The following is a 26,853-nucleotide window of genomic DNA, read 5'->3' on the forward strand; positions in this document are numbered from 1 at the left end:
ATGATCCCCACCGAGCCGATGATCGCCTGCTGCATGCACGGCTTCCCTACTGTCGACCGTGACGGCACCGCCCTCCACGAGGCAGGCCCCGAGGAGTGGTCGGACATGCTCGCAACCGTGGCGGGCCTCGGCTTCACCGCCCTCGAGATCGCCGACAGCCACATCCGTCCGGCCGACCTCAGTCCCGAGGGTCGGTCCGAGCTCGCCCGGGCGGCCGCCTCGGCGGGGATCGACTTCTCCGCCGTCCACGTCCAACGGCGCTCGGTCATCGACCCCGACCACGGCGAGGACAACCTCGACTACGCCCACCGCACCATCGACGCCGCCGCCGAACTCGGCTGCCGGGTCTTCTCCACCGGGCTCCACCAGCCCTTCACCGAGGCGCAGCGCCGGGCCCTGTGGTTCTGGACCGCCCCCGGCTGGCAGGATCCACCGGACCCCGAGGTCCGGGCGCTCGCGGTCCGCCGCCTCCGGGAGCTCGGCCGCCATGCCGCCGAGGTGGGTCTGCCGATGTCGTTGGAGATGTACGAGGACACCTACCTCGGCACCGCCGACTCCGCCGTGCGCCTCATCGAGGAGATCGGGCTCGACACGGTCGGGCTCAACCCCGACATCGGCAACCTCATCCGCCTCCACCGCCCGATCAAGGACTGGCGCGAGATGCACGAGGCCACCCTGCCCTTCGCGAACTACTGGCATATGAAGAACTACCAGCGCGACGAAGCCGGCGACGGCTCGTGGGTGACGACCCACCCGACGACCCTGCGCGACGGCCTCATCGACTACCGCGCGATGATCGCCCGCGCCCTCGACCTCGGGTTCTCCGGCCCGTTCCTCATGGAGCAGTACGGCGGCGACAGCCTCGGCGTGTGCGCGGAGAACCGCACGTATCTCCTCGGGCTGCTCCAGGGCCCCTCGCCCCGGAAGGACTCCGCAGCATGAGCGCACCGACGACACCCGGCCCCGCGTTCCCCGACTCGCGCACCGCTGTGCTCACCGGGGTCGGCAGCGCCAACGGCATCGGCCGCCACACCGCCCACCGGCTCGCCGAGCACGGCTGGAACCTCGGACTCATCGCCCGCCACGCAGATGAGGCCCGCACCCTCGCCGAGGAGCTCACCGCCACCCACGGGATCCAGGCCCTCGGTGCGGGCGTCGACGTCACCGACGCCACCGCCATCGCCGAGGCGGCAGCCGCCTTCGAAGCGGGACTTCCGCAGATCGTCGCGCTCGCGAACTTCGCCGGCGTCTCCTCCTCGGTGACTTACTTCGAGATCTCCGAGGCGGAGTGGACCCGGGTCATCGCGAACAATCTCACCGCCACTCACCTCGTCACGCAGGCGTTCGGGCGGATCATGGCCGCCAACGGAGTGGGGCGCATCGTCGGTCTCTCCTCGGTCACGGCGCAGAAGGGCGGCGGAACGTACTCGAAGACCGCGTACGCGGCCGCCAAGGCCGGCATCGTCGGCCTCATGCGCGGTGTCGCCCTCGAACTCGGCCCCTTCGGGGTGACCGCGAACTCGATCTCACCGGGCCCCGTCGACACCGACATCATGGGCGGGCCCCTCGACGACGAGCGCCGCGAGGCGATGGGATCGGCGACGCCGCTGGGACGGATATCCGTGCCCGAGGACGTCTCCGCCACCGTCGAATTCCTCATCAGCGAAGGCGCAGGCCACATCACCGGTCAGACGCTGAGCATCAACGGCGGACTCTACTTCCACTGATCCCCAGGAGGATCGATGACCGACCAGATCACCTTCCTCGGGCTCGGCGCGATCGGGCTGCCGATGGCGCTGCGCCTCCACGCCTCCGGCGCCGCGGTCACGGGCGTCGACCCGTTCCCCGAACCGCGCGAGCGCGCGGCTGCGGCCGGCCTGCCCGCCGAGGCGGAACCCCGGTCCGCGGCGTCCGCGGGCACGGTCATCGTCATGGTCGCCACCGGCGAGCAGCTCGACGCCGCCCTCGACGGCGACCCGGAGACCGGCGTTTCCGGGCTCCTCGACCTCATGGCGCCCGGAGCGGTGCTCATCGTCATGAGCACGGTCGGCCCCGAAGCGGTGAAAGCGGCCGGAGCACGTGCGGCGGAGCGCGGGATCAGCACCCTCGACGTCCCCGTCACCGGCGGCATCGCCGGCGTGCAGGCAGGGACTCTGCGCATGCTCGCTTCCGGTCCGCCCGACGTCCTCGACTCCCGCCGGCCCGTGCTTCAGGCCCTCGGGACGATCATCGACTGCGGTGAGCGCCTCGGCGACGGCCAGGCGTACAAGGCAGTCAATCAGCTGCTCTGCTCGGTCCATATCGTCGCCGCCGCCGAGGCCCTGTCCCTGGCCGGACGGCTCGGCCTCGACGAGGAGTCCGTGCTCGCGGCGATGACCGCAGGCGCCGGACAGTCGTGGATGCTCGCCGACCGGGGGCCGCGCATGCTCGCCGGACTCGACGCCCCTGTGGCGAGCGCTGTGGGAATCTTCGTCAAGGACACCACCCTCGTCGCCGATCTGGCCGCCGACCTCGACATCGACCTCGCCCTGCTCCCCGTCGCCGCGCAGCGGTTCGCCGCCGCAGCCGAACTCGGGCTGGCCCGCCGTGACGACTCCCAGGTCATCCGCACCTACGATGCGTGAGCGGGATCAGCGTCCCGTCCACTCATAGTCCTCCTTGGCGATGAATGCCCGCACCGCCTCGTGGAAGTCCTCCGACCCGTAGATCCGCTCGACGACATCGGCATCGTCGATGCCCCCGCCGAGGTCGGAGAGACGTCGCACGATCTCCTTGACCGACCATATCGTCAGCGGGGCATGGCCCTTGAGCGTCGCCGCCCACTCCGCCGCCGTCGCGTCGACGTCGTCGGTGACGGTGCCGAGGAAGCCCGCGGTGAGGGCTTCGTCGGCGTCGATGAAGCGGGCGCGCAGGAGCATGTCGACGACCCGGCCGCGCCCGAGGAGGGCGATGAGGAGACCGAGGGTGTCCCCCGACAGGCAGTTGCCGAGCGTCCGCGCGATCGGCACGCCGAAGCGCGATCCCGGGGAGGCCAGGCGCAGGTCGGCGCACGCGGCGATCCCCAGCCCCCCGCCCACGCAGTACCCGTCGATGGCCGCGATGACGGGTACGTCGACCGCCCGGAGACAGGCGAGCACCTCGGAGATCCGGCGTTCGTAGGCGACGCCGGCGGGGCCGTCGAACTCGGTGAACTGGGCGATGTCGGTGCCCGCGACGAAGGCTCGCCCACCCGCCCCGCGGAGGACCATGACGCGCACCGCGGGGTCGGCGTCGACGGCGTCGCACGCCTCGGCGAGGCCCTGGTACATCTCCCAGGTCATCGCATTCCTCGCCTCGGGTCGATTGAAGGTCACGGTGAGGACGCCGTCGTCCCGCTCGACGAGGAGGTCCTCCGTCCTGACTGCTGCGTGCTCGTCGCTCATGGTCGTGCTCCTTCGCTCATCGTCGCTCTCCCCATCATCGTGCAGGTGTCCGTGATCGTGCCGCCGCCGTGCGTGATCATTCCACTGCCGTCCTTCCGCCGAGGTGCATCTCAGCGCCCTTTGAGTGCGGCGAGTTCCTCCGCGGTGAACCCGAGGTCGTCGAGCACTGCGTTGTCGGCGCCGAGCGAGGGCCCGGCCGGGCCGCGTCGCGCCGGCGTGCGCGACATCCGCATCGGTGAGCCGATCTGCCGGACCGTGCCGGCGACCGGGTGCGCGGAGTCCCAGTAGAAGTCGCGCGCGAGGAGATGGTCGTCGGTGAAGACCTCCCCGTAGTCGCTGATCGGTGCGCACGGGACTCCGGCCTCGTTGAGCAGTCCGACGACCTCGTCGGTCGTCAGCTGCCCGGTCTTGTCCTCGGTGAGGGCGATGAGCGCCTCCCTGTGCGTGAGCCGGTCATAGGACCGGGTGAACCGCGGGTCCTCGAGGAGGTCGTCGAGTCCGAGCGCCCGACAGAACCGCTCCCAGTTGCGCGGCGTGTTCGCCCCGACCGTGACGAACCCGTCGGCGGAGTGCACGGCCTGGTAGGGGGCCTGGTTCTGATGCGCGGATCCGTTCGGACGCCCGATCCTGCCTTCGGTGAAGTAGGCGGCCGCCTCCCACACGGCGTAGGAGACGCCGCTCTCGAAGAGGGAGACGTCGATGTGCTGCCCCTGCCCCGAACGGTCCCGTTCGACGAGGGCGGCGGTGACGGCGAGAGCGACGTAGAGCGCCGAGGTGAGGTCGCAGATCGGGACCCCGACCTTGGCCGGGGGCGAATCGGGGAAGCCGGTGATGCTCATCAGCCCGCTGCGCGCCTGCGCCATGATGTCGAGTCCCGCGAGATCCGCGAGAGGACCGTCCTGGCCCCACCCGGAGGCGGAGGCGTAGATGATGCCGGGATTGCGCTCGCGCACGCTCTCGTACGAGGTTCCCAGACGGGCCATGACGCCGGGCCTCATGTTCTCGACGACGACGTCGGCGGTCTCAGCCAGGCGCATGAACGCCTCCCTGCCGATCGGGTCCTTGAGGTCGAGGGTGACGGACTCCTTGTTCCGATTGAGGAGCATATTGGGCACGCTCTCGCCGTCGACGTACGGCCCGGTGCTGCGCGTCTGGTCGCCGCCATCGGGATTCTCGATCTTGATCACCCGGGCGCCGAGGTCGGCGAGCTGCATCGTCGCGAACGGTCCGGCCATGAACACGCCGAGTTCGAGCACCGTGACGCCGCTGAGAGCGCCCGGTGCCCGCGGTCCCGCGGACTCGTCGGGAGGTGTGTCTGCGCTCATGAGAACTCCTCTGATCTTCATCAATCCTCTAGGAACAGCTCACCCGACGCCGTTGATCTTCGACGACAGACCGAGCCGACCCATTGAAATTGCAGTGTGATGCGGGTTACAGTCTTCACACTACTGTATACAAAAGAGGATCTATCGAAAAGTGTCCACTCTCCTCCCGGCTCAGCCGAGTCTCGCGATGCAGGCGAGACAGGCTCTCGAGCGCACGATCCTCGCCGGCGACTATCTCCCCGGCGAACGGCTCGTCGAGGAGCGCCTGTGCGCAGAGCTCGGGATCTCCCGTCCCCCTCTGCGCGAGGCGCTCAAGGAGCTCGCGCACACCGGCCTCGTCGAACACATCCCGCGCAAGGGGGTGAGGATCATGTCGATCACCCAGCACGACGTCTTCGAGATCGCCACTCTGCGTCGCGATCTCGAGCGGATGGCGCTGCGTCTGGCCCTGCCCGACCTCGCCCCCGAGCGGGTCGAACGATGCCGGGCCGCCCTGCGGGAGATGGAGAGGATCGCCGAGTCCGGGACCGAAGGGGACATGGTCTCCGCTGGGTTCGAATTCCACTTCGCCGTGGTCGGGCTGGCCGGTCACGGCCGCATCGAATCGACGTACCGGGCGATGGCGATGCAGCTGCAGATGTGCATGGCACTCAACAACCAGGCCCGGCGGGAGATCGAGGACCTCGACGGCAACGTCGCGCGCCACGCCCGGATGCTCGACGTCATCCTCACCGGCGACCCCGAGGCCATCGAAGCGGAGTTCGACGACCACGGGAACCTTTCGTTCCTCATCGACGTCGTCGACCGCCTCGACGGGGCCACGCCCGAATCGGACCGCTGGCTCGAGGAGGTGCGCTCCGCCTTGCCCCCGGCGACGTGACCGCCGCGGACCCCACCGTCCCAGACCGACACCACCTCACACTTCTGTCAAAGGAGATGGAAATGCACCTGAAGAGACTGCTCACCGCCACGGCCGCAGCCGGCGTGCTCGCCCTCGGGCTGAGCGCCTGCGGGCAGGGGTCGACCGCCTCGTCCGACGGCGGCTTCGAACCCAAGGGCAACGTCACCATGATCGTCCCCTTCGCCGCCGGCGGCGGCAGCGACATCGCGGGCCGTGCGACGGCCTCCGGACTCGAGGAGACGACCGGCAAGACGATCACCGTGCAGAACATCGAAGGCGGTTCCGGGGCCGTCGGCTACTCCGAGTTCCTCGGCCGCAGCGGCGATCCGAACTACCTGCTCGCCACCGAGACGGCGATGCTCGCCCTGCCGGCGACCCAGGACGTCGAATTCACGTATGAGAGCTTCACCCCGATCATGAAGCTCGGCGACGACTACACGCTCATCGTCGCCAAGGCCGACTCGCCGCTCAATACCTGCTCCGACCTCGTCGAGAAGGCGAAGAAGGAGCGCACCGTCGTCGCGATCTCCGGAGCGACGGGACTCGACAACATCACCTTCACGCTCATGGAGAAGGCCACGGGGGCGAAGTTCGACCGCGTGCCCTTCGAATCGGGGTCCGAGGTCATCACCGCAGCCCTCGGCGGACAGGTCGAGGCGATCTCGGTCAACCCGGGTGAGGTCCTCGGCCAGCTCGAATCGGGCGATCTCAAGCCCCTGTGCGCCGCCTCGGAGGAACGCTACGAGTACCCCGAGCTCAAGGACATCCCGACCGCGAAGGAACAGGGCATCGACGTCGCCTTCGCCCAGTTCCGCGGCGTCATCGCTCCCGGGAACATCCCCGACGAGGCCAAGCAGTACTGGATCGACCAGGCGAAGGCGTTCGCCGAGACCGATGCCTACACGAAGTACATCGAGGACAACATGATGCAGCCGAACACGGCCTACGGCGACGACTTCTCGAAGTACCTCGCCGAAAACGACAAGGAGCTGCGGGAGGCGATCGGAAAGTGACCGCCTCGACGCCCAAGCCGCGCATCGTCCTCGTCCCCGGCGACCTCTCCGGGGTCGGCCCCGAACTCCTCGCCCGCATCCTCGTCGACGAGGGCAATCGGGCCCGCGCCGACCTCACCGTCACCGCGACGCCGGACGAGCTGCGCTCGTTCGCCGACACCGCCGGCGTCGACCTGCCCGACCTCGAGGAGATCGAGTTCGTCGGCACCGCCTACGACGGTCCCGCCATCCCCGTCGGCGAGGTGAGTGCCGACGCGGGCAGGCGGGCGCTGATCGACCTCGGCACCGCGCTCGACCTGTGCGCGGCCGAGGACGCCGACGGAGTCCTCTTCTTCCCCCTCAACAAGGGGGCGATGTCGCAGGCGGGCATGACTCAGGAGGACGAGCTGCGGTGGTTCGCCGAGCGGCTCGGCTACCGGGGCTTCACCTCCGAGCTCAATTTCATCGATGCGCTCGTCACCGCCCGGGTGACCTCGCACATTCCGATCTCCGAGGTCGCTGCGGGCATCCGCGCCGGCAGGGTGCTCGAGACGATCGAGCTCCTCGACCGCGTCGTCCGGGAGACGAGGACGCCGACCCCGCGACTGGCGGTGTGCGCGCTCAACCCGCACGCGGGTGAGGGCGGGAAGTTCGGGCGCGAGGAGATCGACGACATCGCCCCGGCGATCGCCCTCGCCCGCTCCCGCGGGATCGACGTCGCAGGCCCCTTCCCCTGTGACACTCTCTTCTCCCGGGCCGCCGGCGGCGACTTCGACGGCGTCGTGACGATGTACCACGATCAGGGGCAGATCGCGATGAAGCTGCTCGGCTTCGACCAGGGCGTCACGGTCCACGGCGGCATCCCGATCCCCATCGCCACCCCCGCCCACGGCACCGCGCACGGGATCGTCGGCACGCGCACGGCGGAGCTGAGCCCGAGCAGCCATGCCTTCGATCTCGCGGTGCGCATGTCCGCCCACCGCGCGGCCGAGCGGGCGAGGACCGCCGCACCGGAGAGTGCGGCCCCCGCGGAGGTGGGCGTCCGATGAGCACGGTGGCGGAGCGGACCCCTCCGCGGAACCGACCCGAGGTCTCCGACGTCATCGGCACCGCGATCCTCGGCATCGTCGGCGCGGTGGCCGCGATCATGGGGCTCGGCTACGGGCTCACCGTCGAGGGCGGCCAGGTCGGTCCGGGCATGCTTCCCTTCCTCACCGGTGCGTTCATCTTCCTCGCCTCGGTGGCGGAGATCTTCCGTCTCTTCTTCGCCCGTGTCGGCACCTCGGGCGGACGGATCATGTCAGCGGTCGAGGACATCGAGGCCACCGCCGCGGAGTCGATCGACGCCGCCGCCGATGCCGTCTCCGCCGACGGGGAGGCCGTCGACACCTTCGGCCGCACGGAGAGGCAGCGCAACCGCGCGCCCTTCGTCATCTTCCTCACCTTCGGCATCGCGCTCGCGCTCGTGCCCGTCCTCGGGCTCATCATCGCGCTCTCGGCGGCCATCCTCTTCCTCCTCCTCGTCGTGGAGAAGCAGAAGTGGTGGGTCTCCGCCCTGGCGACGATCGGTGCGGCAGTCTTCGTCTACATCGTCTTCGGCCTCGTCCTCTCGGTCCCCCTGCCGACCGGGATGCTCGGCCTCGTCTGAGGAGTTCCCATGTTCGACAACCTCATGATCGGGCTGGAGACCGCAGTCACCCCCGAGAACCTGCTCTGGTGCTTCGTCGGCGTCCTGCTCGGCACCGTCATCGGGCTGCTGCCGGGGCTGGGATCGACGACGGGTGTCGCGATCCTCCTGCCGGTCACCCTCGCCTTCGATCCCGTCACCGCGCTCATCATGCTTGCCGGCATCTACTACGGATCCCAGTACGGGTCCTCGATCAGCTCGATCCTCATCTCCACCCCCGGGGACTCCTCGAGCGTGGTGCTCACCATCGACGGCTATCAGATGGCGCGGAAGGGCAGAGCCGGCGCGGCGCTCGCGATCTCCGCCCTCGCATCGTTCTTCGCCGCCATCGTCTCACTCATCGCCCTCATCGCCTTGGCCCAGCCGATCGCGCGGTTCGCGCTCAACTTCGGCCCGGCCGAGAACCTCGCGATCATCCTCCTCGGGATGGCGACGATCGTCTCGTTCGCCGGGGAGAACATCCTCCGCGGCATCACCATGGCCGCCGCCGGGCTCCTCGTGTCGATGGTCGGGGTCGCCTCCGGCTTCTCCACGGCCCGCTTCACCTTCGGCAGCGTCAACCTCCTCTCGGGGCTCGACTTCGTCGCGGTGATGATCGGCATCTTCGCCGTCGGTGAGGTCCTCCACCAGATCCGCCGAGGCGGGGAGAAGCCCATCCGCGCCCGTTTCCGGGATCTGCTCGTGACGAAGGAGGAGCTGCGACGTGCGGCACCGTCGACGGTGCGCGGGACCGGTCTCGGCTTCACCGTCGGGGTCCTGCCCGGTGCCGGCGCGACCCTCGCGACGTTCCTCGCCTACGGTGTCGAGAAGCAGGTGAGCCGGTTCAAGCACCTCATCGGCAAGGGCGCGCCGGAGGCGGTCGCCGCACCTGAGGCGGCGAACAACGCGGCCGCGAACGCGAGCTTCATCCCCACCCTGGCACTCGGCATCCCCGGCAGCGGGACGACGGCCGTCCTCCTCGGCGCCTTCGTCATCTTCGGACTGCAGCCGGGACCGCTGCTCTTCCAGCAGGAGCCCGACATCGTCTGGGGTCTGCTCGTGAGCTTCTTCTTCGGCAACCTCATCCTGCTCGTGCTCAACCTGCCGCTGGCACCGGTGTTCGCGCAGATCCTGCGGATCCCCTACGTCTTCCTCTACCCGATCGTGCTCATGATGAGCTTCGTCGGCGCCTTCGCCCTGGGCAACAACATGTTCACCCTCTGGGTGGTGTTCTTCTCCGGGCTCCTCGGCTTCTTCATGAAGCGCTTCGACTTCCCGGCCGCACCGTTCGTGCTCGGACTCGTCCTCGGTCCGCTGCTCGAGAAGTACCTCGTGCAGACCTCGGCGCTGGGCAACGGGAACCTCTTCATCATGTTCCAGCAGCCGCTCTCGCTCATCCTCACCCTGGCCGCGCTCTTCGCGCTCGCCTACCCGCTCATCGGAGCGGTGGTCCGGAACCTCCGGACACGGCGGGCGGACGCCCGCCGCCGGGAGACCGTGTCGCACTGAGGCCGCTGCATCAGCTGCCCGCGCGCTCGGTCAAGGCGCAGCGCGGATGGCAGGCGATGCACCACCGGCTATCCGCGCTGCGCCTTGAGTGAGGCCCCGGGCGCTCACATCTCCTCGTGGGAGAGCGGATCCCGGTCCTTCATCCGGCCGCGCTCGAGACCGGAGATCGCGGCCACCTCGGCGGGGGTGAGGTCGAAGCCGAAGATGTCGGCGTTCTGCCGCTGCCGGTCGGGATTCGCCGACTTCGGGATCGGGATGCTGCCGATCTGGGTGTGCCAGCGGAGGACGACCTGGGCCGGTTCGACGCCGTGGGCCCGGGCTGCCTCGGTGATGGGGTCTTCGGCGAAGAGGCCGCCGTCGCGGTAGAGCGGGGACCACGATTCGGTCTGGACGCCGATCGATTTGTGGAAGTCGACGAGCGCGGTCTGCGGGAAGTAGGGGTGGAGTTCGACCTGGTTGACCGCGGGGGTGACTCCGGTCTTCTCGATGAGTTCGGTGAGCATCTCGGCGGTGAAGTTCGAGACGCCGATGGACCTGACGAGTCCGCGGTCGCGCAGTTCGATGAGTCCGCGCCACGTGTCGACGTACTTCCCGACGCTCGGGTTGGGCCAGTGGATGAGGTGGAGGTCGAGGTAGTCGAGGCCGAGGCGGGCGAGCGATTCCTCGGTGCTCGCGATCGCCTCATCGAATCCGTGGTGGCGGCCGGGGATCTTGCTCGTGACGAAAAGGTCGGCGCGGTCGACGGGGCTCTCCGCGATCGCCTGGCCGACTTCCCTTTCGTTCTCGTAGTTGACGGCCGTGTCAAGGAGGCGGTAGCCGCTCTCGATGCCGGCGGCGACCGATTCGACGCCCTCAGGGCCAGTCATCGCATACGTGCCGAGTCCGATCTCGGGGATCGGACGTCCGTCGTTGAGTTCGAGAGTGGGAATCGCAGTCATGACTCCACCCTAAGACCGCCGAGGCGGTGAGGACCAGGGGTGTTGTCAGTCCTCGGGTTACGACTCGGCCTCGTCCGCGGCGACATCGTCGATCAGCCGGGCGAGCCTGGCCGGGGCTGTGCTGCGATAAGAGTCGCCGAGGAGGTCACGCAGCTCGTCCTCGGCGACGTCGTCGAGGTCGAGACCGATCCAGCCGGTGGGACCGAGGTACATGGGGACGAACGTGTCCTCGCGCTCGAGCATCACCTCGGCGTCGAGCGAATCGAGCAGGAGGAGGACGGCATGGGGATGCTGTTCGATCTCCCCGGTGACGTGCTTCTCCGCGGCACCGAAGTAAGCGAAGACCTTCGTCGTGAAGAACGCCGGGCGACCGTGCGAGACCTTCTCCTGCGCTTCGGGGAAGCTCAGCGCGACGGTCCGGAACCACGCGAGCACGGGATCATCGGCATCGAACATCTGCGGGTGGGCCATGGGGCCACGATACGCCGTCGGCAGACCAGGACGCCCGGAGCTGGGATAGGGTCGGGGGCATGACGACCACGCGCTTCTCGAGGTTCGCTCACCGGTTCGGATGGGGCGCGTTCCGCCGACTCTCGCCCTTGCAGCGCATCACTGTGCTCGCCCTTCTCGCGCTCGTCGCCGCCCTCCTCCTCGCCGGCGTCCGGACGGTCTGGTTGTCCATCGGCCTGATGATCGCGCGCGACCGGGGACCGGCTGAATCGTGTCCGACGCTCAGCGGCATGACGGACCCCGAGGAGATCTCGATCGTCAGCGACGGACTCACGGGATACTCCTGCGAAGCGTCGGCCGCCGGGGGATTCGCGACCGAGAGCGGGACGGTCGATACGATGCTTCTCCTCTTCGGCACTGTCCTCCTCGCCGTCGCCGGGATCATCACGCTCCTCGGGGTGCTCGTCGCCGTCACGGTCCGCGGACTGCTCCGCCTCGTCATCGGCAGGCCACGGCGTTCACTCGGCGCTTGGGGCATCGGTCTCATCACCGCCGCCTGTCTGCTGCTGCCCTGGACCTATCTGTTCCTCTACTTCGGGTGGTACAGCGCGTCGAACTCAAGCGGCGGATCACTCTGCCCGAGCACCGTCAGCGGAGAGTACGTCTCCAGTCTGAGTGTCGGCTGGTCCTTCCTCCCGCCCCACCTCACGTGCAGCGGAGAGACGGTCGACGGGACCGAATTCGAGACATCGCAGTTCGGATTCCCCTTCGGCCTGTTCCTCACCGCCGTCGTCCTCGCCGTCATCGGCCTCGGACTGCTCATCGCGGCCCGGGTCGTCCCCCGTTCGCCAACGGCTCATGAAATCACCATGACCACTGCATGAAAACTCCGGACTTGTGTAGACAAGTCCCCGCCGAGGCTGGTCAACTGGACCCCTATGAGTGACCTCTCCAGCCCCGAACTCCACCCTGCCGGTTCCGGTGCGACCGGCACGGCGACCCGCACCGCCGACAGCGACCCTGCAGTCTCGTCGACCGCCGAGGCGCTCGTCTGGCTCGGCGAGGACCGGTTCGAACCGCGATCGCTCCCGATTCCGCCCCTGGCTCCCGGAGAGACTCTCGTCCGTCTGACCACGGCGACAGTCTGCGGCTCCGACCGACACACGGTCGCCGGTCACCGGCCCGCGCCGAGCCCCTCGGTGCTCGGGCACGAAGGCGTCGGGGTCATCGCGGCGACGACCGCCGATCACGCGGTCGGGCAGCGCGTCGTCTTCGCCGTCACCGCGGTGTGTGGTGACTGTCTCCACTGCCGTCGCGGTCTGAGCGCGAAGTGCGTCTCGGTCGCCAAGGTCGGCCACGAATCGACCGAGACCGGATGGGCGCTCTCGGGCACGTACGCCTCCCACATCGTCCTGCCCGCAGGCGTCGCGATCACCACGGTCCCCGACACGGTGCCCGACGCCGTCGCCGCGACCGCCGGCTGCGCCGTCGCCACCGTCATGGCGATGTGCGAGGCCGCCGGCGACCTCGGCTCCCGCCGAGTGTTCGTCAACGGCATCGGGATGCTCGGCCTCATCGCGATCGCCGCCGCGAAGTCCCGCGGTGCCGCCGAGGTCATCGCCTTCGACCCCGCATCCGAGCGCCGCCGCCTCGCCGAGGCGAGCGGTGCCGACACGCTCGTCGCCGCGGCCGCCGACCTGCCCGCCGACGTCGATGTCGCCCTCGAACTCTCCGGTGCCGAGGCCGGTGTGCGCGCCTGCCTCGATGCGATCGGCATCGGCGGCACGGCCGTCCTCGCCGGCAGCGTCTCCCCCGGCCCGCATGTGACCTTCGACCCCGAGCACATCGTCCGCGGCTGGCGCACGATCACCGGGGTCCACAACTACGAACCGCGGCACCTGAGGCAGGCGGTCGACTTCCTCGCCGGGGACGGCGCGGCCATGCCCTGGGACGACATCCTCGGCGGCCCGATCCGCCCGGCCAACCTCCCGGACGAATTCGCGCACCCCACCCCGGGACTGCGCACCGTCGTCGACCTCGACGGCTGAGTCAGGCGCGGGCGGTGTCGAGGTCCGCCCGCAGCGCGCGGGCCGCCGCCCCGATGTCGAGCGCCGAGGTGATGAACCGATACCCCTCATCCCGGCGCAGGTTCGCCTCCGCCCCGTCACCGCAGTGGATGCCCGGGACGATGCCCGCTGAATCGGCGGCGGACCGGATGCGCAGAAGCGCCTCGGCGTGGGCGTCATTGGGCTGACCGGGGACGGCGCCGACGGCGAACGCGAGATCGGCGGGACCGACGTAGACACCATCGACACCGGGGACCCGGCAGATCTCCTCGACGGCGTCGAGGCCCTCAGCGGTCTCGATCATGACGAAGAGCAGGGGACGCTCGGCGCGGGTGTCCCTGATGTCCCGGGAGAGGAACTCCGCTGTGGGACCCCACGACCGGTCGCCGCCGCGGCTCGGGTAGTCCAGCGCCCGAACCGCCGCCTCGGCGTCGGCGACCGTGGAGACAAGGGGCACGATGATCGCCTCGATGCCCACGTCGGCGAGCATCCCGATCTCCGTGAACCGGTTGACCGCGACCCGGGCGGTGACGAGCGCCGAACCGTGCGCGCGGATCGCGTCGCTGAGCCGGACGACGTCGGAGGGGCGGGTGAGCCCGTGCTGGAGGTCGAGGCAGACGAAGTCGTACCCCGTCGCCGCTCCGATCGTTGCGAGCTCCGGGCTCGCCGTCATCATCCACAGCCCGTTGTAGACCGCACCCTCGGCGAGCCGGGCGCGGTGCGTCTCGAATGCAGCAGTCATGGGGGCATCGAACCACACCGGCCCGGGCGCGGTCGCCGACGTTCAGGATCCGGGCGAGCCCGGCAGGGCCCTGCCCGCCGCACTGAGGAGTCAGTGCCCTTGACGTGGGCGACCGAGCGCCCATACTCGAACTATGCCCACCCACACCGAGGAGGACCAGTGAGCGAGCGACCCACCGACGACGCCGTCATCGCCGCCCAAGCCGACGACGTCACCCGCGGCCTCAGCGTCGACATCGACGGCGGCACCCAGCATGCCGTCCAATCACTCAGCCAGACCTACCCGACCTCCGTCGACGACCTCTGGGAGGCGTGCACGGACCCCGAGCGCCTCGCCCGCTGGTTCGCCCCGGTCAGCGGCGACCTGCGGCCAGGCGGCCGGTACGCGATCGAGGGCAACGCCTCGGGCACGATCGAGGTCTGCGAAGCACCGCGGACCTTCGCGATCACGTGGGAGTTCGGCGGCGGCACGAGCGACGTCACCGTCCGGGTCGACCCCGACGGCGACGGTGCCCGACTCACCCTCGAGCACGCGGCCATCGCCGAGGCGGGGTCGGAGTTCTGGACCCGGTACGGGCCCGGGGCGACCGGTGTCGGGTGGGACCTCTCGCTCCTCGGACTCGCCCTCCACCTCAAGGCCGGAACGGGTCGCCCCGAGGACGAGGAGGCCTTCGCTCAGACGCCGGCCGTCCAGCGGTTCATCCGCGCGTCCAGTGCGGCGTGGGGTGAGGCCTCGGCGGCGGCAGGCACCCCCGAACCCGAGGCCCGGGCCGCGGCGGAGCGGACGACGGCGTTCTACCTCGGCGAGGACTGACCGCCCGCCCCGAGCGCGAGGCGGGCGATGTCCCTGAGCACCGCGAGCTCCTCACTGTCCTCGAGCAGCGACTTGAGTTCGATCGCCGCCGTCGTCACCGGCCCGCGGTAGGCACCGGCGACATTGTCCGGCTCCCTGGTCAGGGGGTAGGACACGCAGAGCGCGAACACCGTGGCCCCGACCGTGAAGGCCACACTCGCCGAGGCGGTCCCCTTCACCCGCGCCTGCTTCGTCGCGTAGAACTCCCCCGGATTCCCCGGCCCGCACAGGGCGAGCGCCGCCGACCCGCCGTCGACGAGCGGGAGGATCGTGCCGACGCCGCGGGTGACCCGCAGCTCGTGGTCGGCTTCGACGTTGCGCACGCACACCCGGTCCTCGCCGACGCGGACCCACAGCTGCACGGATTCGCTGGTGAGCGTGCGCAGGTGCTCGAGGACGGAATTCGTCGTCGCGATGCTCCGCCGTCCCGGGAACGGCCCGAGGCGGAGCAGGCCCCCGGAGTCGCGGACGATGAAGCGGTGGGTCCGCAGGTCGGCGAGGAGGCGGTACGTCGTCGACTTCGAGTAGCCGAGGCGGCGGCACACCTCGGCGGCGGTCATCGGGGTGTCCTGGAGCGCGGTGAGGATGGCCGCACTCCGGTCGATGACCCCGACCTCCTGGGGTCGGTCGAACTCGGATGGGGCGACCGCCTCGGCGGGGGCGGGATCGCCCCGCCCCTCAGTCCCGGTCGACCTCCCTGCGGTGGACGTTCTGTCGGTCATCGGTGTCCTCTCCCTCATCCGACGCTCACATCTGCCAACAGCTTCCGCCGGCGCACCCACCAGCGGAAGACGAACGGACCGACGATGCCGGCGATCATGAGGATGATGATCGCCAGGGACACCGGCCGGGTGACCAGGGGCGCGAGCGATCCCCCGGAGATCTGGAGCATGCGGCGGAAGTTGTCCTCGAGGAGCGGAACGAGGACGAGCGCGAGGATCGACGGGGCGAGCGGGATGCCGCCTCGGTCCATGAGGTAGCCGACGACCCCGAAGATGCCGAGCATGATGAGGCCGAAGAGGCTGAACTCGATCGCGTAGGCGCCGATGGCGACGAGGACGAGGATCGCGGAGAAGAGGATCTCCTTGGGCATCTTGAGGAGTTTGACGAAGACGCCGACGAGCGGGAGGTTGAGGATGATGAGGGCGACGTTGCCGACGTACATGCTCGCGATGATCGTCCAGATCAGTCCCGATTCGTCGCGGAAGATCAGCGGACCGGGCTGGAGTCCGTACATCGTGAAGACGAAGAGGAGCAGCGCCGTCGTCGCCGACCCGGGGATGCCGAGGCTGAAGAGGGGGACCATCGCACCGCCGACGCCGGCGTTGTTCGCCGCCTCGGGACCGGCCACACCTTCGATCGCTCCTTTGCCGAACTCGTCCTTCCGCTTCGAGATCCGCTTCTCCATGATGTAGGACATGAAGGAGGCCAGCGACGGTCCGACACCGGGGAGGACGCCGATGATGAACCCGAGGACCGAGCCCCGCGCCCACGGGCCGGCCGAGCGCTGCCAGTCCTGCTTCGTCATCCACCGCTCGGAGCCGAAGCTCTGGATCTCCTCCTTCGCCCCCTGACCGAGCGCGAGGTTGCGGATCGCCTCGGGGATCGCGAAGAGGGCCATGGCGAAGATCGTGAAGTCGATGCCGTCGGAGAGCAGCGTGATGCCGAACGTCTGCCGGGGCAGGCCCGTCTGGAAGTCGAGGCCGATGAGGCCGACGGCGAGGCCGATGAAGATCGAGATGAGGGCCTTCGCCCGGGACCCCGTCGACATCGTCGAGGCGAGCAGGAGGGCTGCGGCCATGAGGAGGAAGTACTCGGTGGCCCCGAAGACGTTGGCGAGGCGGACGAGGACCGGGGAGAGGAACGTCAGCCCGATGATCGCGAGCGTGCCGGCGAGGAACGACCCGATCGCCGCGGTCGCCAGCGCCGCCTTCGCCCGACCGCGCCGGGCCATCTCGTAGCCCTCGATCGCCGTCACCGCACTCGAGACCTCGCCGGGGGTCTTGATCAGGGTCGCGGTAATCGATCCGCCGTACATCGACCCGTAGTAGATCCCGCAGAGGAGGATGAGGCCGTGCACGGGCTCCATCCCGAAGGAGACGGGGATGAGGATCGCGATCGCCGAGATCGGACCGATCCCCGGCAGGACGCCGACGACGGTGCCGAGCAGGACGCCGAGGAGAGCGAAGGCGAGACTGGCCGGCTGCAGCGCCGAGGCGAAGCCGCCTCCCAGATCGACGAGTGTGTCCATGCCCTCCCCCTATCCCAGGATTCCCACGGGCAGGTAGACCGCGAGCCCGAAGACGAAGGCGACGTAGACCGCAACGGAGAAGAGGACGGAGAAGACGAGGTTGCGGATCCACTTCTTCGGGGCGTAGAGGCTCGTCACCGCCATGAGGAACGCCGCGGTCGAGAGGACGAAGCCGACCGGGATGACGATCGCGAGGTAGGCGAAGAAGAGCGCGAACTGGACCACGACCCTGCGCCCCGCCGGCTCCGGCGGGGCGTCGATGAGAACACCGCCGGCGGGCTCGGCGCCGCTCTCACCCTGGGACGCGGCCTCCGCCTCGGCGGGGTGGGGCCGAGCCTGCCCGGTCCGAGCACTCCACACGGACTGTCCGGCGAGGAAGAGGCCGAGGACGATGAGCCCGGCGCCGACGATCTGGGGGAAGGTCCGCGGGGTGACGATGTCGGCCGTCTCCCGGATCGAGAAGGTCGCCGAGAGGTAGACGACCCCGATGACCGTGATGACGATCCCGGTGACGAGATCGCGCCGGGTCGCGGTCATTTGTCCGTGCCCAGTTCGGTCTCCTTGACACCCTCCTCGACCGTCTTCGCCGCTTCGTCGACGTAGCTCTGCGCGTCCTCACCGGTCCGGAACTCCGGCGCCCACTGGTTCTTCTTCACCGTGTCCTCCCACGTGGTCGACGTGCTCATCTTCTCCAGCGTCGTCGCCCAGTAGTCGACGGCCTCCTGGGGCATGTCCGCGGGACCGTAGACCCCGCGCCAGTTGCCGAGCGTGACGTCGTAGCCGGAGTCCATCGCGGTGGGCACCGACTCGAACGGGGCGATCAGCGGCTTCTGCGCGAACGTGATGAGGGGGACGATGTCCCCGGATTCGAGGACGGACCGGAATTCGCTCAGTCCGGCGATCGCGACCTTCGCATCCCCGTTGAGCATCGCCGTCGTCTGCTCGCCGCCGCCGTCGTAGTTGACGAAGTTGACGTCGGCGGGTTCGACCCCTGCGGCCTTCGCGAAGAGCGCGAACGGCAGCGTGTCGTCGCCGGCGGCGGCCACGGTCACCGCCTGCGGGTCGTCCTTGAGCGCGGAGACGAGGCCGTCGAGGTCGGCGATGTCACTGTCCTTGGGAGCGACGACGATGAAGTCCTCGACGTAGAGCGTGGCGATGAGGGTGGCATCCTGCGGCCCGTACTCGCACAGACCCCGCGCCTTCATCGTCTGGCTCGCCAGCGAGGTGATGGCGATCTGGTCGTCCTTGCCCTTGTCCTGCTGCATCATCGTCGTCAGCCACGTGCAGCCCGTGCCGCCCGGCCGGTTCTGCACCGGCAGGGGCGTGGTGACGAGCTCGTCGCGCTGCAGGGCCTCGGTGACGGCGCGCGCCGTCGTGTCCCAGCCCGAGCCGGGTTCGGCAGGGGCCGTCACCGTCACCGGTCCCGACGGGTAGTCCCCGCCCTCCCCCGGCGGCTGGGCTCGGCCCTGGCATCCGGAGAGGACGAGCACCGTCGCGGCGAGCGCGGCCCCCACGCCTGCCCACCGTCTCCTCCGCGCACCTTCCCTCGCCGAGGTGGTCCGACCTGTGCGTGTGATCGTCGTTGATCGCATTGCCACTCCTTGATCAGCTGCAGCTGCCTGCAGATCCCTGTCATCGTGTGTTGTCGTGTGTCTGCGGTGCTCGCGCCTGCGGTGCTCGCGCCTGCGGTGCTCGCGGTGTCCCCGTCATTGCGACTGCGTCCTCTCCTCGCCGAGGTCGACGTCCGGAAGGTCGGGAGGGGTGCCCGAGTTCCCGTCCCGGTAGACCGCATTGTGCTCACCGGGGGCGGGGACGTTGCGGCGCAGGCCCAGTCGCTGTCCGTCGAAGGTGAGCGGCAGCAGCGGGATGTCGACGCTCTCCCCGTCGGGCAGGCCCGTGGCCGCCAATGCTCCCGAGGCCACGAGGTGGGGGTCGCTCGTGAGGTCGGCGGGGGTGTTGACGGGAGCGACGGGCAGGCCCCTGCGTGTGCACTTCTCCTCGATCTCGGCGAGGCTGAGCCGGGAGAGGGCGGCCTGGAGTTCGGCGTGGATGCGCTCGCGTTGGTCGACGCGGCCCTGGTTGTGCTCGAGCGCGGGATCTTCGGCGAGGCCGGTGAGCCCGAACTCGTCGCAGAGGTCGCGCCACTGCCCGTCGCTGACGGCGGCGACGAAGACCTGGCTGCCGTCCCGGTCGAGGAAGATGTCGTAGACGGCCCACGTCGCCCGCCGGGTGGGCATCGGCCGCAGCGGCTCCTCACTCAGCTGGGCCTGCGCCATGTGGGTGCCGACGAGGAACGCGTTGTTCTCGAACAGGGCGGAGTTGACGAGCTGTCCGCGGCCGGTCTGCTCGCGCACCCGCAGGGCGGAGAGGATGCCGATGACCCCGAACATCCCGCCCATGATGTCGTTGACGCTCGCGCCCGCCCGCAGCGGCTGCCCGGGAGGACCGGTCATGAAGGCGAGCCCGCCGAGCATCTGGACGACCTCGTCGAGGGCGGTGCGCTGCCCGTAGGGGCCGGGAAGGAATCCCTTGAGGGAGGCGTAGATGAGGCGCGGGTTGCGGGCGGCGAGCTCGCCGTACCCGTAGCCCATCGACTCCATCTTCCCGACCCGGAAGTTCTCGAGGAGGACGTCGGCGGAGTCGATGAGGGTGAGGGCGACCTCCCGGTCGGCCGCCTCGGCGATGTCGAGCTGGACGCTGAGTTTGTTGCGGTTGAAGGCGGGGAAGAGTCCGGAACCCGAGCCGGGCAGGTAGCGGGTCTTGTCGCCGGCCCCGCGGGGCTCGACCTTGATCACCTCGGCGCCGAGGTCGGCGAGGATCATCCCGCAACTCGGGCCCATGACCATATGGGAGAACTCGACGACGCGGACGCCGGCCAGGGGCAGCGGCTGGCTCGGTCCGGCGTCGGCGGCCGCCGCCTCGGTGCTGGTGTGCGGGTCCTCGTCGATCATGATCAGCCGCGGTAGGGTGCGGGGACGGCGGGGATCTGGGAGAGGCTCGAGCTCAGCTCGTGGCCGACGGCGGCGGTGAGCGGTGCCCGCACCTCGGCGAGCGCATCGACGTCGACGCCGGTCGCGACCCCTTCGCGGTGGAGGAGGTGGACGAGGTCGTCGGTGCCGATGTTCCCGGCCGCGCCCGGAGCGAACGGGCAGCCGCCGAGGCCGCCCATCGCGGCGTCGAAGTGTTCGATGCCGAGGTCGAGGGCGGCGATGACGTTGGCCATCCCGAAGTTGTACGTGTCATGGAGGTGGAGGCCGACCGACTTCCCCGGGAAGGCCTCCATGACCGCCGAGGTGTTCCGGCGCACCAGTGAGGGGTTGGCGTTGCCGATGGTGTCGGCGACGCCGATGCCGTGGGCGCCTGCCTCGACGAAGGGGCGGATGACCTCGACGAGGCGGTCGGGATCGGTGATCCCGTCGAAGGGGCAGATGAAGCTCACGGCCGTCGTGATGTCGAAGCGCACGCCGTGGTCGTGGGCGTAGTCGGCGGCGGCGAGCAGGCGCTCGGTGGCCTGGGCGATCGGTGCGTCCGAGTTCGCCTGCGAGTGGCCCTCGGAGGCGGAGACGACGAGTTTGATGTTCTTCGCTCCCGCATCGACGGCGCGTTCGGCCCCCTTGAGGTTGAAGACGAGCGTGAAGAAGTCGACCCCCTGGTCCTCGTGTGGCCGAAGGCGTTCGAGAACCTCCCCGGTGTCGGCCATCTGCGGGACCTTCTTCGGGTTGACGAAGGATCCGACTTCGATCTCGGTGAGCCCGGCGGCGATGAGGCGCTCTGCGAGTTCGACCTTGACGTCCGTGGGCACGATGGCCGCCTCGATCTGCAGCCCGTCGCGCAGGGTCGTGTCGAGGATGTGCACCGTGTTCGGCCGGACCATGGGTCTCCCTCTGCGTCATCTCCGCATGAACGGAACGATGATGGCGATATCGTCTCCCGCTCAGCGGGAGGATGCTTCCGACATGCACCGTCGCATGCTCTCTTCAGAGATAGCATAAGCACGCCGTTGCAGGGAATGGCTGCGGGTCGCTATGTGAGAGCGGAGTGGGAAGTCGGCGTCCGTTGTCCCGGCAAACGGGACACTCGCGGTCGCGGCGGGATCCGGTCGTGTGCGGCTCAGCCTGCTTCTTCAGTGGCGCGGACGATAGTGGAGCACGGCAGCGCCCGACTCGAGTTCGCGACGGTCCGTGGGGACGAGGTCGACGACCTCGGCGAGACCGTTGAACACGTACGGTCCATAGCCGGCGATGCGCGGGTGGACGACGAACTCGTACTCGTCGATGAGTCCGAGTTCGGCGAGTGCCCGGGGCAGCGTCACTCCCCCGACGAGGAGGCCGCGGACGGAGTCGTCCTTGATCCGTTCGATCTCCGATCTGAGGTCGCTGCCGAGGAGTTCGGCGTTCCAGTCGACCTCGGTGAGCGTGCTCGAGACGACGTACTTCTTCGCCTTGTCGATGACCTCGGCGAAGACGTCGATGTCGGTCTGCGTCTCCGCGTCGGCGTCGTCGGTCTCGGGAGTCACTGCGGGCTGGCGCCACGCGGATTCCATGAGCTGGTAGGTCCTCCGGCCGAAGAGGAGGCCGTCGGCCTGTCGGAGGTTCTCGGCGTGGTGGGCGTGGAGTTCCTCGTCGGGGTCGATCGCGAGGTGGTCGCAGCACCCGTCGACGGTGATGTTGATCGAATACCGCAGCTCTGCCATGGGCTCAGGGTACTGCCGGGCCTTCCGTTTCGGAAGGGTCCGCGGGTTCGCCCATTCCCAGCCAGGCGAGCACCTCGGCGGTGTGTTCGCCGAGGTCGGGGCCGAGGTGATCGATGGGGATCGAGGCACCGCCGATGACCGGGGTGATGCCGGGGAAGGCGACGTCGTCGAGGATCTCCTCACCGGTGGAGACATCGATCGCCTGGATCATGTTCCGGGCTCGCAGCTGTTCATCGGCGACGAGGTCCTCGGCCGTGTAGATCGGCCCCGCAGGCACTCCCGCCTCGTCAAGGACCGCGACGACCTCGTCGACATCGCGCTCGGCGCACCATGCTCCGATCGCCTCGTCGAGTTCGTCCCGGCGGTCCCATCGACCGGCGTTCGTCTGCAGGTCGGGATCCGCCCCGAGGTCGGGTCGGTCGATCGCCGTCATGAGGCGGGCGAAGATGCCGTCGCCGTTGCCGGCGATGACGACGGACTTCCCACCGGCGCAGAGGTAGCCGTTCGAGGGCGCGATGCCCTCCATCCGGCCGCCGGTGCGCGTGCGGACCTCGCCGAAGGCCGAGTAGTCGGGGACGAGGGACTCCATGACGGAGAACATCGCCTCGTTGAGGGCGACGTCGACGGTGCGGTCGGCGAGGGGTCCCTCGCCCTCGAAGCCGACCTCCTTGCCTGTGACCGCCTCGGCGGCTCCGTGGATGCGCTGACGCTGCCGGTCGAAGAGCATCATCACGGCCCCGAAGGCCGCCTGCATGCCGGCGATCGAGTCGCCGATCGAGATGCCCACGCGTACGGGTGGGCGGTCGGGGTCACCGACGAGTTCGCGGAATCCCGAATACCCCTCGGCGACGGCGGCGAAACCGGGTCGGGCCGACATCGGTCCGGTCTGACCGAACGCGGAGATCCGGACGAGGATGATCTCGGGGTTGACCTCCTCGAGGACGTCGGGGCCGATCCCCCACTTCTCCAGGGTGCCCGGCCGGAAGTTCTCGAGGACGATGTCGGAGCGGCGGACGAGCTCGAGGACTGCTTCGCGTCCGTCCTCGGAGCGCAGGTCGAGGGTCACGGACTTCTTGTTGCGGTTGATCGTGCGGTAGAGCATCGACGTCGTGCCGGCCTTGAGCCGCCAGTTGCGCAGCTCGTCGCCGGTGCCGGGACGTTCGACCTTGATGACCTCGGCTCCGAAGTCGGCGAGCATCCGGCCGGCGGTGGGAGCCGCGATGTAATTGCCGAGTTCGAGGACCCGCACACCGGTCAGTGGGAGGCGGCGCGTTGTCATGGGAGGCTCCTGTTCTCCTGTCGGGCGTCCGCGTCGGCGGCCCGGACACGGTCCTTCCATGGTGCCAGGTCGAACCCGCCGAGGCGGACTCGTCCCTGACCATGCACGTGCCGTCGCCGGAGAGTTCGATGAATGTCGAGCAACCCCCCTTGCCTTATCGCGCGGAGTGTCGAAGACTGGCAGACACGCCGCGATGCGCGGCGCAGCGTCAGTGTGAGATCGATTCCCAAGGAGCAGATCATGACATCGGAGAACTTCGGAAGCAACGATCCGAGCGCCGAGGCGGGCCTCGGCCAGGAGAGCCAGCAGGGTCATCCCGGTCCCGGAAGCCAGGACGGTTCGGAGGGCCAGCAGGGTCACCCGGGCACGGACAGCCAGCAGACCGGCGGTCAGCCGCAGGGTGACCGCGGCGGTGTCGGCGGCCTCGACGATCAGCAGGCCGGTCGCCCCGGCGGCGACGGGCGCGATCGCCAGCGGATCGAGGAGAGCGAGGACGAGGGCTTCGGCGGCACCCAGCCGGAGCGCGACGCGCCCGCCTGAGGCGACCCCACCCCGAGTTCTGAGGGACCGCATGCCGAGCGTGCGGTCCCTCGGAGCGCGACCGGGTCAGAACTCGACCCGGTCGGCTCCCTTGAGGCCGAGCATGGCCCGCGCCTCGTCAGGGGTCGCGACCTCCATCCCGAGCTCTTCGACGATGCGGCGCATCTTCTCCACCTGCTCGGCATTCGACTCGGCGAGCCGGCCGGGTCCGATCCACAGCGAGTCCTCGAGGCCGACGCGGATGTGGGAGCCCATCGTCACCCCCATCGTCGCCAGCGGCTGCTGGTTGCGTCCCGCGCCGAGGATCGACCACTGGTAGTCCTCGAGGAGTCGGTCAGCGGTCCGCCGCATGTGCATGAGGTCCTCAGGATGCCCGCCGATGCCGCCGAGGAGACCGAACACCGACTGGACGAACAGCGGCCCGGTGGCGAGCCCTCGCGACTGGAAATGGGCGAGACTGTAGAGGTGTGAGATGTCGTAGCACTCGAACTCGAAACGGGTGCCGTTGGCGTTGCCGATCTCGAGGATGCGCTCGATGTCGGCGAACGTGTTCTTGAAGACGAGGTCACGGGAGTTCTCGAGGTGCTCGCGCTCCCACTCGTGCTGAAAGTCCTCGTACTTCTCGAGCATGGGGAAGAGACCGAAGTTCATCGACCCCATATTCAGGCTCGCAAGCTCCGGTTTGAACTCGGCGACCGGACGCATCCGCTCCTCGACGCTCATGTGCGGTGACCCGCCCGTGGTGATGTTGACGACCGCGTCGGAGTTCGCGGCGACCTTCTCGAGCACCGGTGCGAAATGCTCGGGGTCCTGCGAGGGTCTGCCGTCCTCGGGATCACGGGTGTGGAGATGGAGGATCGCCGCCCCCGCCTCGGCGGCCCCGATCGCGGCATCGGCGATCTCATCCTGGGTGACGGGAAGGTGGGGCGACATCGTCGGCGTGTGGATGGCGCCGGTCACCGCCGAGGTGATGATGACTTTGCGTGGCTGTGCCATGGGTTCGTGGTCCTCTGGGATCGGTGGGCAAGTGGGGTCAGTAGAGCTTCTCGGTGTTGCCGTCGACGGCCATAGCCTGGCCCGTGACATGGGAGGCCATCGTCGAGGCGAGGAAGACGGCCATGTTGCCGATGTCGGCGGCCGTGGCGAGCTTCCCGAGGGACGCCTGCCCGGTGTAGAGCGCGGTGACCTCGTCGACGGAGACTCCGAGCATCTGCGCCTTCGAGGCGATGACCGCCTCGATGCGGGGACCGTCGACCGCACCCGGACAGATCGCATTGCAGCGGATGCCTTCGGGACCGAGTTCGATGGCAAGCGTCTTCGTCAGTCCCACGACCGCCCACTTCGACGCCGAGTACGGACTGCGTCCGGCCATGCCGAGACGCCCGGCGGCCGAGGAGAGGTTGACGATCGAGGCGCTGCCGCTCGTGCGCAGGAGCGGCAGGAAGTGCTTGACGCAGTAGAACTGGCTGTGGATGTTGACGTCGAACGTCGTGAGCCACGCTGCGGTCTCCAGCGTCTCGATCGGTCCCGTGGGACCGGCGATCCCGGCATTGTTGACAAGCACGTCGAGTCCTCCCCACAGCCCCGCCACCTCGGCGGCGAGCGCCCTGACCTCGTCCTCCGAGGCGGCGTTCGACACGGTCGCCCGCAGGCCGGTCTCGGCGGCGTCGGCGACGGCGGTCTCGGCGATGTCGGTCACCCACACCTCGGCGCCGGCGTCGCGGAACCGCTGGGCGATCTCCCGCCCGATCCCCGCGGCTCCCGCCGTGATGAGCACTCGTGCTCCGGTCAGTCCGAGCATGTCCATGGTCTCTCCTGTCGCTGTCGTCGAGGTCACTTGTGATCGGGATCCGCCGAGGTGGTCGGCACCGTCGCCGGGTCGGCTTCGTGTCCGCGCCTGAGGAACGGGATGAGGCACGCGCCGACGACGCAGACGGCGATGATGAACCACAGTCCCGAGGTCGCCGACCCGGTGAGGTCCTCCATGTAGCCCATGATGTAGGGCCCGAGGAATCCGCCGAGGAGGCCGATCGTGTTGACGAGGGCGAGGCCTGCGGCAAGGCTCACTCCGGTCAGGCGGGTCGCGGGGAAGGTGAAGAGGATCGGCTGGAGGACGAAGAAGTTGAAGGCTGCCAGGGAGAAGCCGATGAGGCCGAGGACGGGTCCGCCGACCGCGCCGATGATGTAGCCGGCGATGATGCCGATCATCGCGGCCAGGGCGATCTTCTTCGACATCGACGCCGACGTCGCGAAGCGCGGGAGCAGGAGCGCGCCGATTGCGGAGAAGACCCACGGGACGGCGGTGAGCAGGCCGATCTCGACGGTGTTCATCTCGCCCCAGCTGCCGACGATCGTGGGGAGGAAGAAGTTGAGGGCGTAGACGGCGAGCTGGTGTCCGAAGTACACACAGATGACGAGGATGATCTGCGGGTCGCGGACGATGTCGAGCAGCCGGTGGTTCGAGGCCCCGGAGGCGCCGGCCCGCTCTTCGGCGGCGATGGTCTGCTCGAGCCATTCGGCTTCCTCGGGTGAGAGGAACTTCGCCTTCCGCGGTCCGTCGGGCAGGTACTTCCAGACGACGAGTGCGAGGAAGCAGGCGGGCAGGCCTTCGATGAGGAACATCCACTGCCAGCCGTGGAGGCCGAGGAACCCGTCCATCGTCAGCAGCAGACCGCCGATGGGGGCGCCGATGATGTTGGCGATGGAGACTCCGAGGAGGAACATGCCGTTGGCCTTCGCCCGGTCCTTCACGGTGAACCACTGCGTGAGGTAGTACATGACGCCGGGGAAGAGTCCGGCTTCGGCGATGCCGAGGAGCATGCGGAGGATGTAGAAGGACCATTCGCCCTGGACGAACATCATCGCAGCGGAGATGAGCCCCCACGTGATCATGATCCGCATGATCCACCAGCGGGCGCCGACCTTGTGCATGATCATGTTCGAGGGCACCTCGAAGAGGGCGTACGTGAGGAAGAAGAGCCCGGCACCGATGCCGTAGGCCGTTGCGGAGATCCCGAGGTCGATCTCGAGACGGTCCTTGGCCATGCCGATGTTGGTCCGGTCGAGGAACGCGAGGATGTAGGCGGCGATGAGCAGGGGCATGAGGCGGGCGAAGATCACCCGGTTGAGGACGGCGGGCGGCCTCAGGCCTGTCCTTGCGGAAGCGGTGTCGGACATGGTTCTCCTTCGGGGTCGGATCGAACGGTGTGGTCGCGGCGGCGGTGCCG

The 26,853-nt window shown here is 69.1% G+C and carries 28 protein-coding genes; 12 read left to right on the top strand and 16 right to left on the bottom strand.

Annotated elements, in window-relative coordinates; all coding sequences use genetic code 11:
* The 3 genes from EZE58_RS08435 to EZE58_RS08445 are packed head-to-tail and all read left to right on the top strand — an operon-like array spanning position 1 to position 2,624.
* Positions 1–942 (top strand): sugar phosphate isomerase/epimerase family protein, encoded by a 942-nt coding sequence (locus EZE58_RS08435; protein WP_119296965.1) that lies wholly within the window; start codon positions 1–3, stop codon positions 940–942.
* Entirely contained in the window at positions 939–1,727 is a 789-nt protein-coding gene (locus tag EZE58_RS08440; RefSeq protein WP_119296966.1) for an SDR family NAD(P)-dependent oxidoreductase, read from the top strand. Before EZE58_RS08435 ends, EZE58_RS08440 begins: the two co-directional genes overlap by 4 nt.
* Positions 1,728–1,742: 15 nt before the next feature.
* On the top strand, positions 1,743–2,624 hold the full coding sequence (locus EZE58_RS08445) for an NAD(P)-dependent oxidoreductase (protein WP_119296967.1): 882 nt from the start codon (positions 1,743–1,745) through the stop codon (positions 2,622–2,624).
* Between the two features lie 6 nt (positions 2,625–2,630).
* Here EZE58_RS08445 and EZE58_RS08450 read toward each other — a convergent pair whose 3' ends face one another.
* Positions 2,631–3,422, bottom strand: coding sequence for an enoyl-CoA hydratase/isomerase family protein (locus EZE58_RS08450; RefSeq protein ID WP_167560262.1), 792 nt, complete (start codon positions 3,420–3,422; stop codon positions 2,631–2,633).
* Positions 3,423–3,532: 110 nt separating this feature from the next.
* The gene (locus EZE58_RS08455) at positions 3,533–4,747 is read right to left on the bottom strand and encodes a CoA transferase (protein ID WP_131248185.1); all 1,215 of its coding nucleotides are present in this window, start codon (positions 4,745–4,747) and stop codon (positions 3,533–3,535) included.
* A gap of 151 nt (positions 4,748–4,898) precedes the next feature.
* Between EZE58_RS08455 and EZE58_RS08460 the strand changes: the two genes are divergently transcribed.
* The 5 genes from EZE58_RS08460 to EZE58_RS08480 all read left to right on the top strand — a co-directional run bounded on the left by EZE58_RS08460 (position 4,899) and on the right by EZE58_RS08480 (position 9,815).
* Positions 4,899–5,627, top strand: coding sequence for a GntR family transcriptional regulator (locus EZE58_RS08460; protein ID WP_131248186.1), 729 nt, complete (start codon positions 4,899–4,901; stop codon positions 5,625–5,627).
* A gap of 62 nt (positions 5,628–5,689) precedes the next feature.
* Entirely contained in the window at positions 5,690–6,661 is a 972-nt protein-coding gene (locus tag EZE58_RS08465; RefSeq protein ID WP_063248693.1) for a tripartite tricarboxylate transporter substrate binding protein, read from the top strand.
* Positions 6,658–7,689: a 4-hydroxythreonine-4-phosphate dehydrogenase PdxA gene (locus EZE58_RS08470; RefSeq protein WP_063248694.1), complete on the top strand. Its 1,032-nt coding sequence runs from the start codon at positions 6,658–6,660 to the stop codon at positions 7,687–7,689. The genes EZE58_RS08465 and EZE58_RS08470 overlap by 4 nt, the downstream gene beginning before the upstream one ends.
* Positions 7,686–8,288 carry a tripartite tricarboxylate transporter TctB family protein gene (locus EZE58_RS08475; protein ID WP_144588461.1) on the top strand — a complete coding sequence of 201 codons (603 nt, stop codon included), beginning with the start codon at positions 7,686–7,688 and terminating at the stop codon, positions 8,286–8,288. Before EZE58_RS08470 ends, EZE58_RS08475 begins: the two co-directional genes overlap by 4 nt.
* Positions 8,289–8,297: 9 nt before the next feature.
* Positions 8,298–9,815: a tripartite tricarboxylate transporter permease gene (locus EZE58_RS08480; protein ID WP_095375216.1), complete on the top strand. Its 1,518-nt coding sequence runs from the start codon at positions 8,298–8,300 to the stop codon at positions 9,813–9,815.
* Between the two features lie 104 nt (positions 9,816–9,919).
* Here the strand turns inward: EZE58_RS08480 and EZE58_RS08485 are convergent, their stop codons facing one another.
* Together EZE58_RS08485 and EZE58_RS08490 are read right to left on the bottom strand one after the other, a co-directional pair.
* A complete protein-coding gene (locus EZE58_RS08485) occupies positions 9,920–10,753 on the bottom strand; it encodes an aldo/keto reductase (RefSeq protein ID WP_144588463.1) in 834 nt (277 codons plus the stop codon).
* Positions 10,754–10,810: 57 nt separating this feature from the next.
* A complete protein-coding gene (locus EZE58_RS08490) occupies positions 10,811–11,224 on the bottom strand; it encodes an MmcQ/YjbR family DNA-binding protein (RefSeq protein WP_227007155.1) in 414 nt (137 codons plus the stop codon).
* Positions 11,225–11,283: 59 nt separating this feature from the next.
* On the opposite strand from EZE58_RS08490, the gene EZE58_RS08495 reads away from it, so the two are divergent.
* Both EZE58_RS08495 and EZE58_RS08500 read left to right on the top strand, forming a co-directional pair.
* A complete protein-coding gene (locus EZE58_RS08495) occupies positions 11,284–12,087 on the top strand; it encodes a hypothetical protein (protein WP_119296971.1) in 804 nt (267 codons plus the stop codon).
* A gap of 54 nt (positions 12,088–12,141) precedes the next feature.
* A complete protein-coding gene (locus EZE58_RS08500; RefSeq protein ID WP_167560264.1) occupies positions 12,142–13,251 on the top strand; it encodes a zinc-binding dehydrogenase in 1,110 nt (369 codons plus the stop codon).
* 1 nt (position 13,252) lies between these two features.
* Here the strand turns inward: EZE58_RS08500 and EZE58_RS08505 are convergent, their stop codons facing one another.
* Entirely contained in the window at positions 13,253–14,011 is a 759-nt protein-coding gene (locus EZE58_RS08505; RefSeq protein ID WP_167560266.1) for an aldolase/citrate lyase family protein, read from the bottom strand.
* Positions 14,012–14,170: 159 nt separating this feature from the next.
* Between EZE58_RS08505 and EZE58_RS08510 the strand changes: the two genes are divergently transcribed.
* Complete coding sequence (locus EZE58_RS08510) at positions 14,171–14,824, top strand: SRPBCC family protein (RefSeq protein WP_167560268.1); 654 nt, start codon at positions 14,171–14,173, stop codon at positions 14,822–14,824.
* Here the strand turns inward: EZE58_RS08510 and EZE58_RS08515 are convergent.
* The 8 genes from EZE58_RS08515 to EZE58_RS08550 all read right to left on the bottom strand — a co-directional run bounded on the left by EZE58_RS08515 (position 14,806) and on the right by EZE58_RS08550 (position 23,086).
* Positions 14,806–15,585 carry a helix-turn-helix domain-containing protein gene (locus EZE58_RS08515; protein WP_167560270.1) on the bottom strand — a complete coding sequence of 260 codons (780 nt, stop codon included), beginning with the start codon at positions 15,583–15,585 and terminating at the stop codon, positions 14,806–14,808. The genes EZE58_RS08510 and EZE58_RS08515 overlap by 19 nt on opposite strands.
* A 14-nt stretch (positions 15,586–15,599) precedes the next feature.
* Positions 15,600–17,114 (bottom strand): tripartite tricarboxylate transporter permease, encoded by a 1,515-nt coding sequence (locus EZE58_RS08520; protein ID WP_167560272.1) that lies wholly within the window; start codon positions 17,112–17,114, stop codon positions 15,600–15,602.
* Between the two features lie 9 nt (positions 17,115–17,123).
* On the bottom strand, positions 17,124–17,651 hold the full coding sequence (locus EZE58_RS08525; RefSeq protein ID WP_167560274.1) for a tripartite tricarboxylate transporter TctB family protein: 528 nt from the start codon (positions 17,649–17,651) through the stop codon (positions 17,124–17,126).
* Positions 17,648–18,706, bottom strand: a complete 1,059-nt coding sequence (locus EZE58_RS08530) for a tripartite tricarboxylate transporter substrate-binding protein (protein ID WP_205772183.1) — start codon at positions 18,704–18,706, stop codon at positions 17,648–17,650. Before EZE58_RS08530 ends, EZE58_RS08525 begins: the two co-directional genes overlap by 4 nt.
* 114 nt (positions 18,707–18,820) lie before the next feature.
* The gene (locus EZE58_RS08535; protein ID WP_119296975.1) at positions 18,821–20,065 is read right to left on the bottom strand and encodes a CoA transferase; all 1,245 of its coding nucleotides are present in this window, start codon (positions 20,063–20,065) and stop codon (positions 18,821–18,823) included.
* 2 nt (positions 20,066–20,067) lie between these two features.
* Positions 20,068–20,988 (bottom strand): hydroxymethylglutaryl-CoA lyase, encoded by a 921-nt coding sequence (locus tag EZE58_RS08540; RefSeq protein WP_009380119.1) that lies wholly within the window; start codon positions 20,986–20,988, stop codon positions 20,068–20,070.
* A gap of 249 nt (positions 20,989–21,237) precedes the next feature.
* Positions 21,238–21,807 carry a dihydrofolate reductase family protein gene (locus EZE58_RS08545; protein WP_063248705.1) on the bottom strand — a complete coding sequence of 190 codons (570 nt, stop codon included), beginning with the start codon at positions 21,805–21,807 and terminating at the stop codon, positions 21,238–21,240.
* 4 nt (positions 21,808–21,811) lie between these two features.
* Positions 21,812–23,086: a CaiB/BaiF CoA-transferase family protein gene (locus EZE58_RS08550; protein ID WP_167560276.1), complete on the bottom strand. Its 1,275-nt coding sequence runs from the start codon at positions 23,084–23,086 to the stop codon at positions 21,812–21,814.
* Positions 23,087–23,326: 240 nt separating this feature from the next.
* On the opposite strand from EZE58_RS08550, the gene EZE58_RS08555 reads away from it, so the two are divergent.
* Positions 23,327–23,626 carry a YeaH/YhbH family protein gene (locus tag EZE58_RS08555; protein WP_167560278.1) on the top strand — a complete coding sequence of 100 codons (300 nt, stop codon included), beginning with the start codon at positions 23,327–23,329 and terminating at the stop codon, positions 23,624–23,626.
* Between the two features lie 66 nt (positions 23,627–23,692).
* On the opposite strand, the gene EZE58_RS08560 is transcribed toward EZE58_RS08555, so the two are convergent.
* From EZE58_RS08560 to EZE58_RS08570, 3 genes are read right to left on the bottom strand one after another with little or no spacing between them, the layout of a single operon-like run.
* The gene (locus tag EZE58_RS08560) at positions 23,693–24,622 is read right to left on the bottom strand and encodes a 3-keto-5-aminohexanoate cleavage protein (protein WP_009380124.1); all 930 of its coding nucleotides are present in this window, start codon (positions 24,620–24,622) and stop codon (positions 23,693–23,695) included.
* Between the two features lie 37 nt (positions 24,623–24,659).
* On the bottom strand, positions 24,660–25,433 hold the full coding sequence (locus tag EZE58_RS08565; protein ID WP_009380125.1) for an SDR family oxidoreductase: 774 nt from the start codon (positions 25,431–25,433) through the stop codon (positions 24,660–24,662).
* Between the two features lie 26 nt (positions 25,434–25,459).
* The gene (locus EZE58_RS08570; RefSeq protein WP_063248708.1) at positions 25,460–26,803 is read right to left on the bottom strand and encodes an MFS transporter; all 1,344 of its coding nucleotides are present in this window, start codon (positions 26,801–26,803) and stop codon (positions 25,460–25,462) included.
* Positions 26,804–26,853 lie beyond the last annotated feature (50 nt).

The organism is Brevibacterium sp. LS14 (assembly GCF_012027885.1).
In the GTDB taxonomy this organism is placed as follows: Bacteria; Actinomycetota; Actinomycetes; order Actinomycetales; family Brevibacteriaceae; genus Brevibacterium; species Brevibacterium casei.

Bases quoted from the DNA above. Each gene is read 5' to 3' on its own strand.
- EZE58_RS08465 (WP_063248693.1), top strand. From the start codon at position 5,690: ATGCACCTGAAGAGACTGCTCACCGCCACGGCCGCAGCCGGCGTGCTC.
- EZE58_RS08500 (WP_167560264.1), top strand. From the start codon at position 12,142: ATGAGTGACCTCTCCAGCCCCGAACTCCACCCTGCCGGTTCCGGTGCG.
- EZE58_RS08485 (WP_144588463.1), bottom strand. From the start codon at position 10,753: ATGACTGCGATTCCCACTCTCGAACTCAACGACGGACGTCCGATCCCC.
- EZE58_RS08560 (WP_009380124.1), bottom strand. From the start codon at position 24,622: ATGGCACAGCCACGCAAAGTCATCATCACCTCGGCGGTGACCGGCGCC.
- EZE58_RS08555 (WP_167560278.1), top strand. From the start codon at position 23,327: ATGACATCGGAGAACTTCGGAAGCAACGATCCGAGCGCCGAGGCGGGC.
- EZE58_RS08440 (WP_119296966.1), top strand. From the start codon at position 939: ATGAGCGCACCGACGACACCCGGCCCCGCGTTCCCCGACTCGCGCACC.
- EZE58_RS08480 (WP_095375216.1), top strand. From the start codon at position 8,298: ATGTTCGACAACCTCATGATCGGGCTGGAGACCGCAGTCACCCCCGAG.
- EZE58_RS08540 (WP_009380119.1), bottom strand. From the start codon at position 20,988: ATGGTCCGGCCGAACACGGTGCACATCCTCGACACGACCCTGCGCGAC.
- EZE58_RS08490 (WP_227007155.1), bottom strand. From the start codon at position 11,224: ATGGCCCACCCGCAGATGTTCGATGCCGATGATCCCGTGCTCGCGTGG.
- EZE58_RS08450 (WP_167560262.1), bottom strand. From the start codon at position 3,422: ATGAGCGACGAGCACGCAGCAGTCAGGACGGAGGACCTCCTCGTCGAG.
- EZE58_RS08545 (WP_063248705.1), bottom strand. From the start codon at position 21,807: ATGGCAGAGCTGCGGTATTCGATCAACATCACCGTCGACGGGTGCTGC.
- EZE58_RS08520 (WP_167560272.1), bottom strand. From the start codon at position 17,114: ATGGACACACTCGTCGATCTGGGAGGCGGCTTCGCCTCGGCGCTGCAG.
- EZE58_RS08570 (WP_063248708.1), bottom strand. From the start codon at position 26,803: ATGTCCGACACCGCTTCCGCAAGGACAGGCCTGAGGCCGCCCGCCGTC.
- EZE58_RS08525 (WP_167560274.1), bottom strand. From the start codon at position 17,651: ATGACCGCGACCCGGCGCGATCTCGTCACCGGGATCGTCATCACGGTC.
- EZE58_RS08550 (WP_167560276.1), bottom strand. From the start codon at position 23,086: ATGACAACGCGCCGCCTCCCACTGACCGGTGTGCGGGTCCTCGAACTC.
- EZE58_RS08435 (WP_119296965.1), top strand. From the start codon at position 1: ATGATCCCCACCGAGCCGATGATCGCCTGCTGCATGCACGGCTTCCCT.
- EZE58_RS08530 (WP_205772183.1), bottom strand. From the start codon at position 18,706: ATGCGATCAACGACGATCACACGCACAGGTCGGACCACCTCGGCGAGG.
- EZE58_RS08475 (WP_144588461.1), top strand. From the start codon at position 7,686: ATGAGCACGGTGGCGGAGCGGACCCCTCCGCGGAACCGACCCGAGGTC.
- EZE58_RS08445 (WP_119296967.1), top strand. From the start codon at position 1,743: ATGACCGACCAGATCACCTTCCTCGGGCTCGGCGCGATCGGGCTGCCG.
- EZE58_RS08565 (WP_009380125.1), bottom strand. From the start codon at position 25,433: ATGGACATGCTCGGACTGACCGGAGCACGAGTGCTCATCACGGCGGGA.
- EZE58_RS08515 (WP_167560270.1), bottom strand. From the start codon at position 15,585: ATGACCGACAGAACGTCCACCGCAGGGAGGTCGACCGGGACTGAGGGG.
- EZE58_RS08505 (WP_167560266.1), bottom strand. From the start codon at position 14,011: ATGACTGCTGCATTCGAGACGCACCGCGCCCGGCTCGCCGAGGGTGCG.
- EZE58_RS08495 (WP_119296971.1), top strand. From the start codon at position 11,284: ATGACGACCACGCGCTTCTCGAGGTTCGCTCACCGGTTCGGATGGGGC.
- EZE58_RS08455 (WP_131248185.1), bottom strand. From the start codon at position 4,747: ATGAGCGCAGACACACCTCCCGACGAGTCCGCGGGACCGCGGGCACCG.
- EZE58_RS08535 (WP_119296975.1), bottom strand. From the start codon at position 20,065: ATGATCGACGAGGACCCGCACACCAGCACCGAGGCGGCGGCCGCCGAC.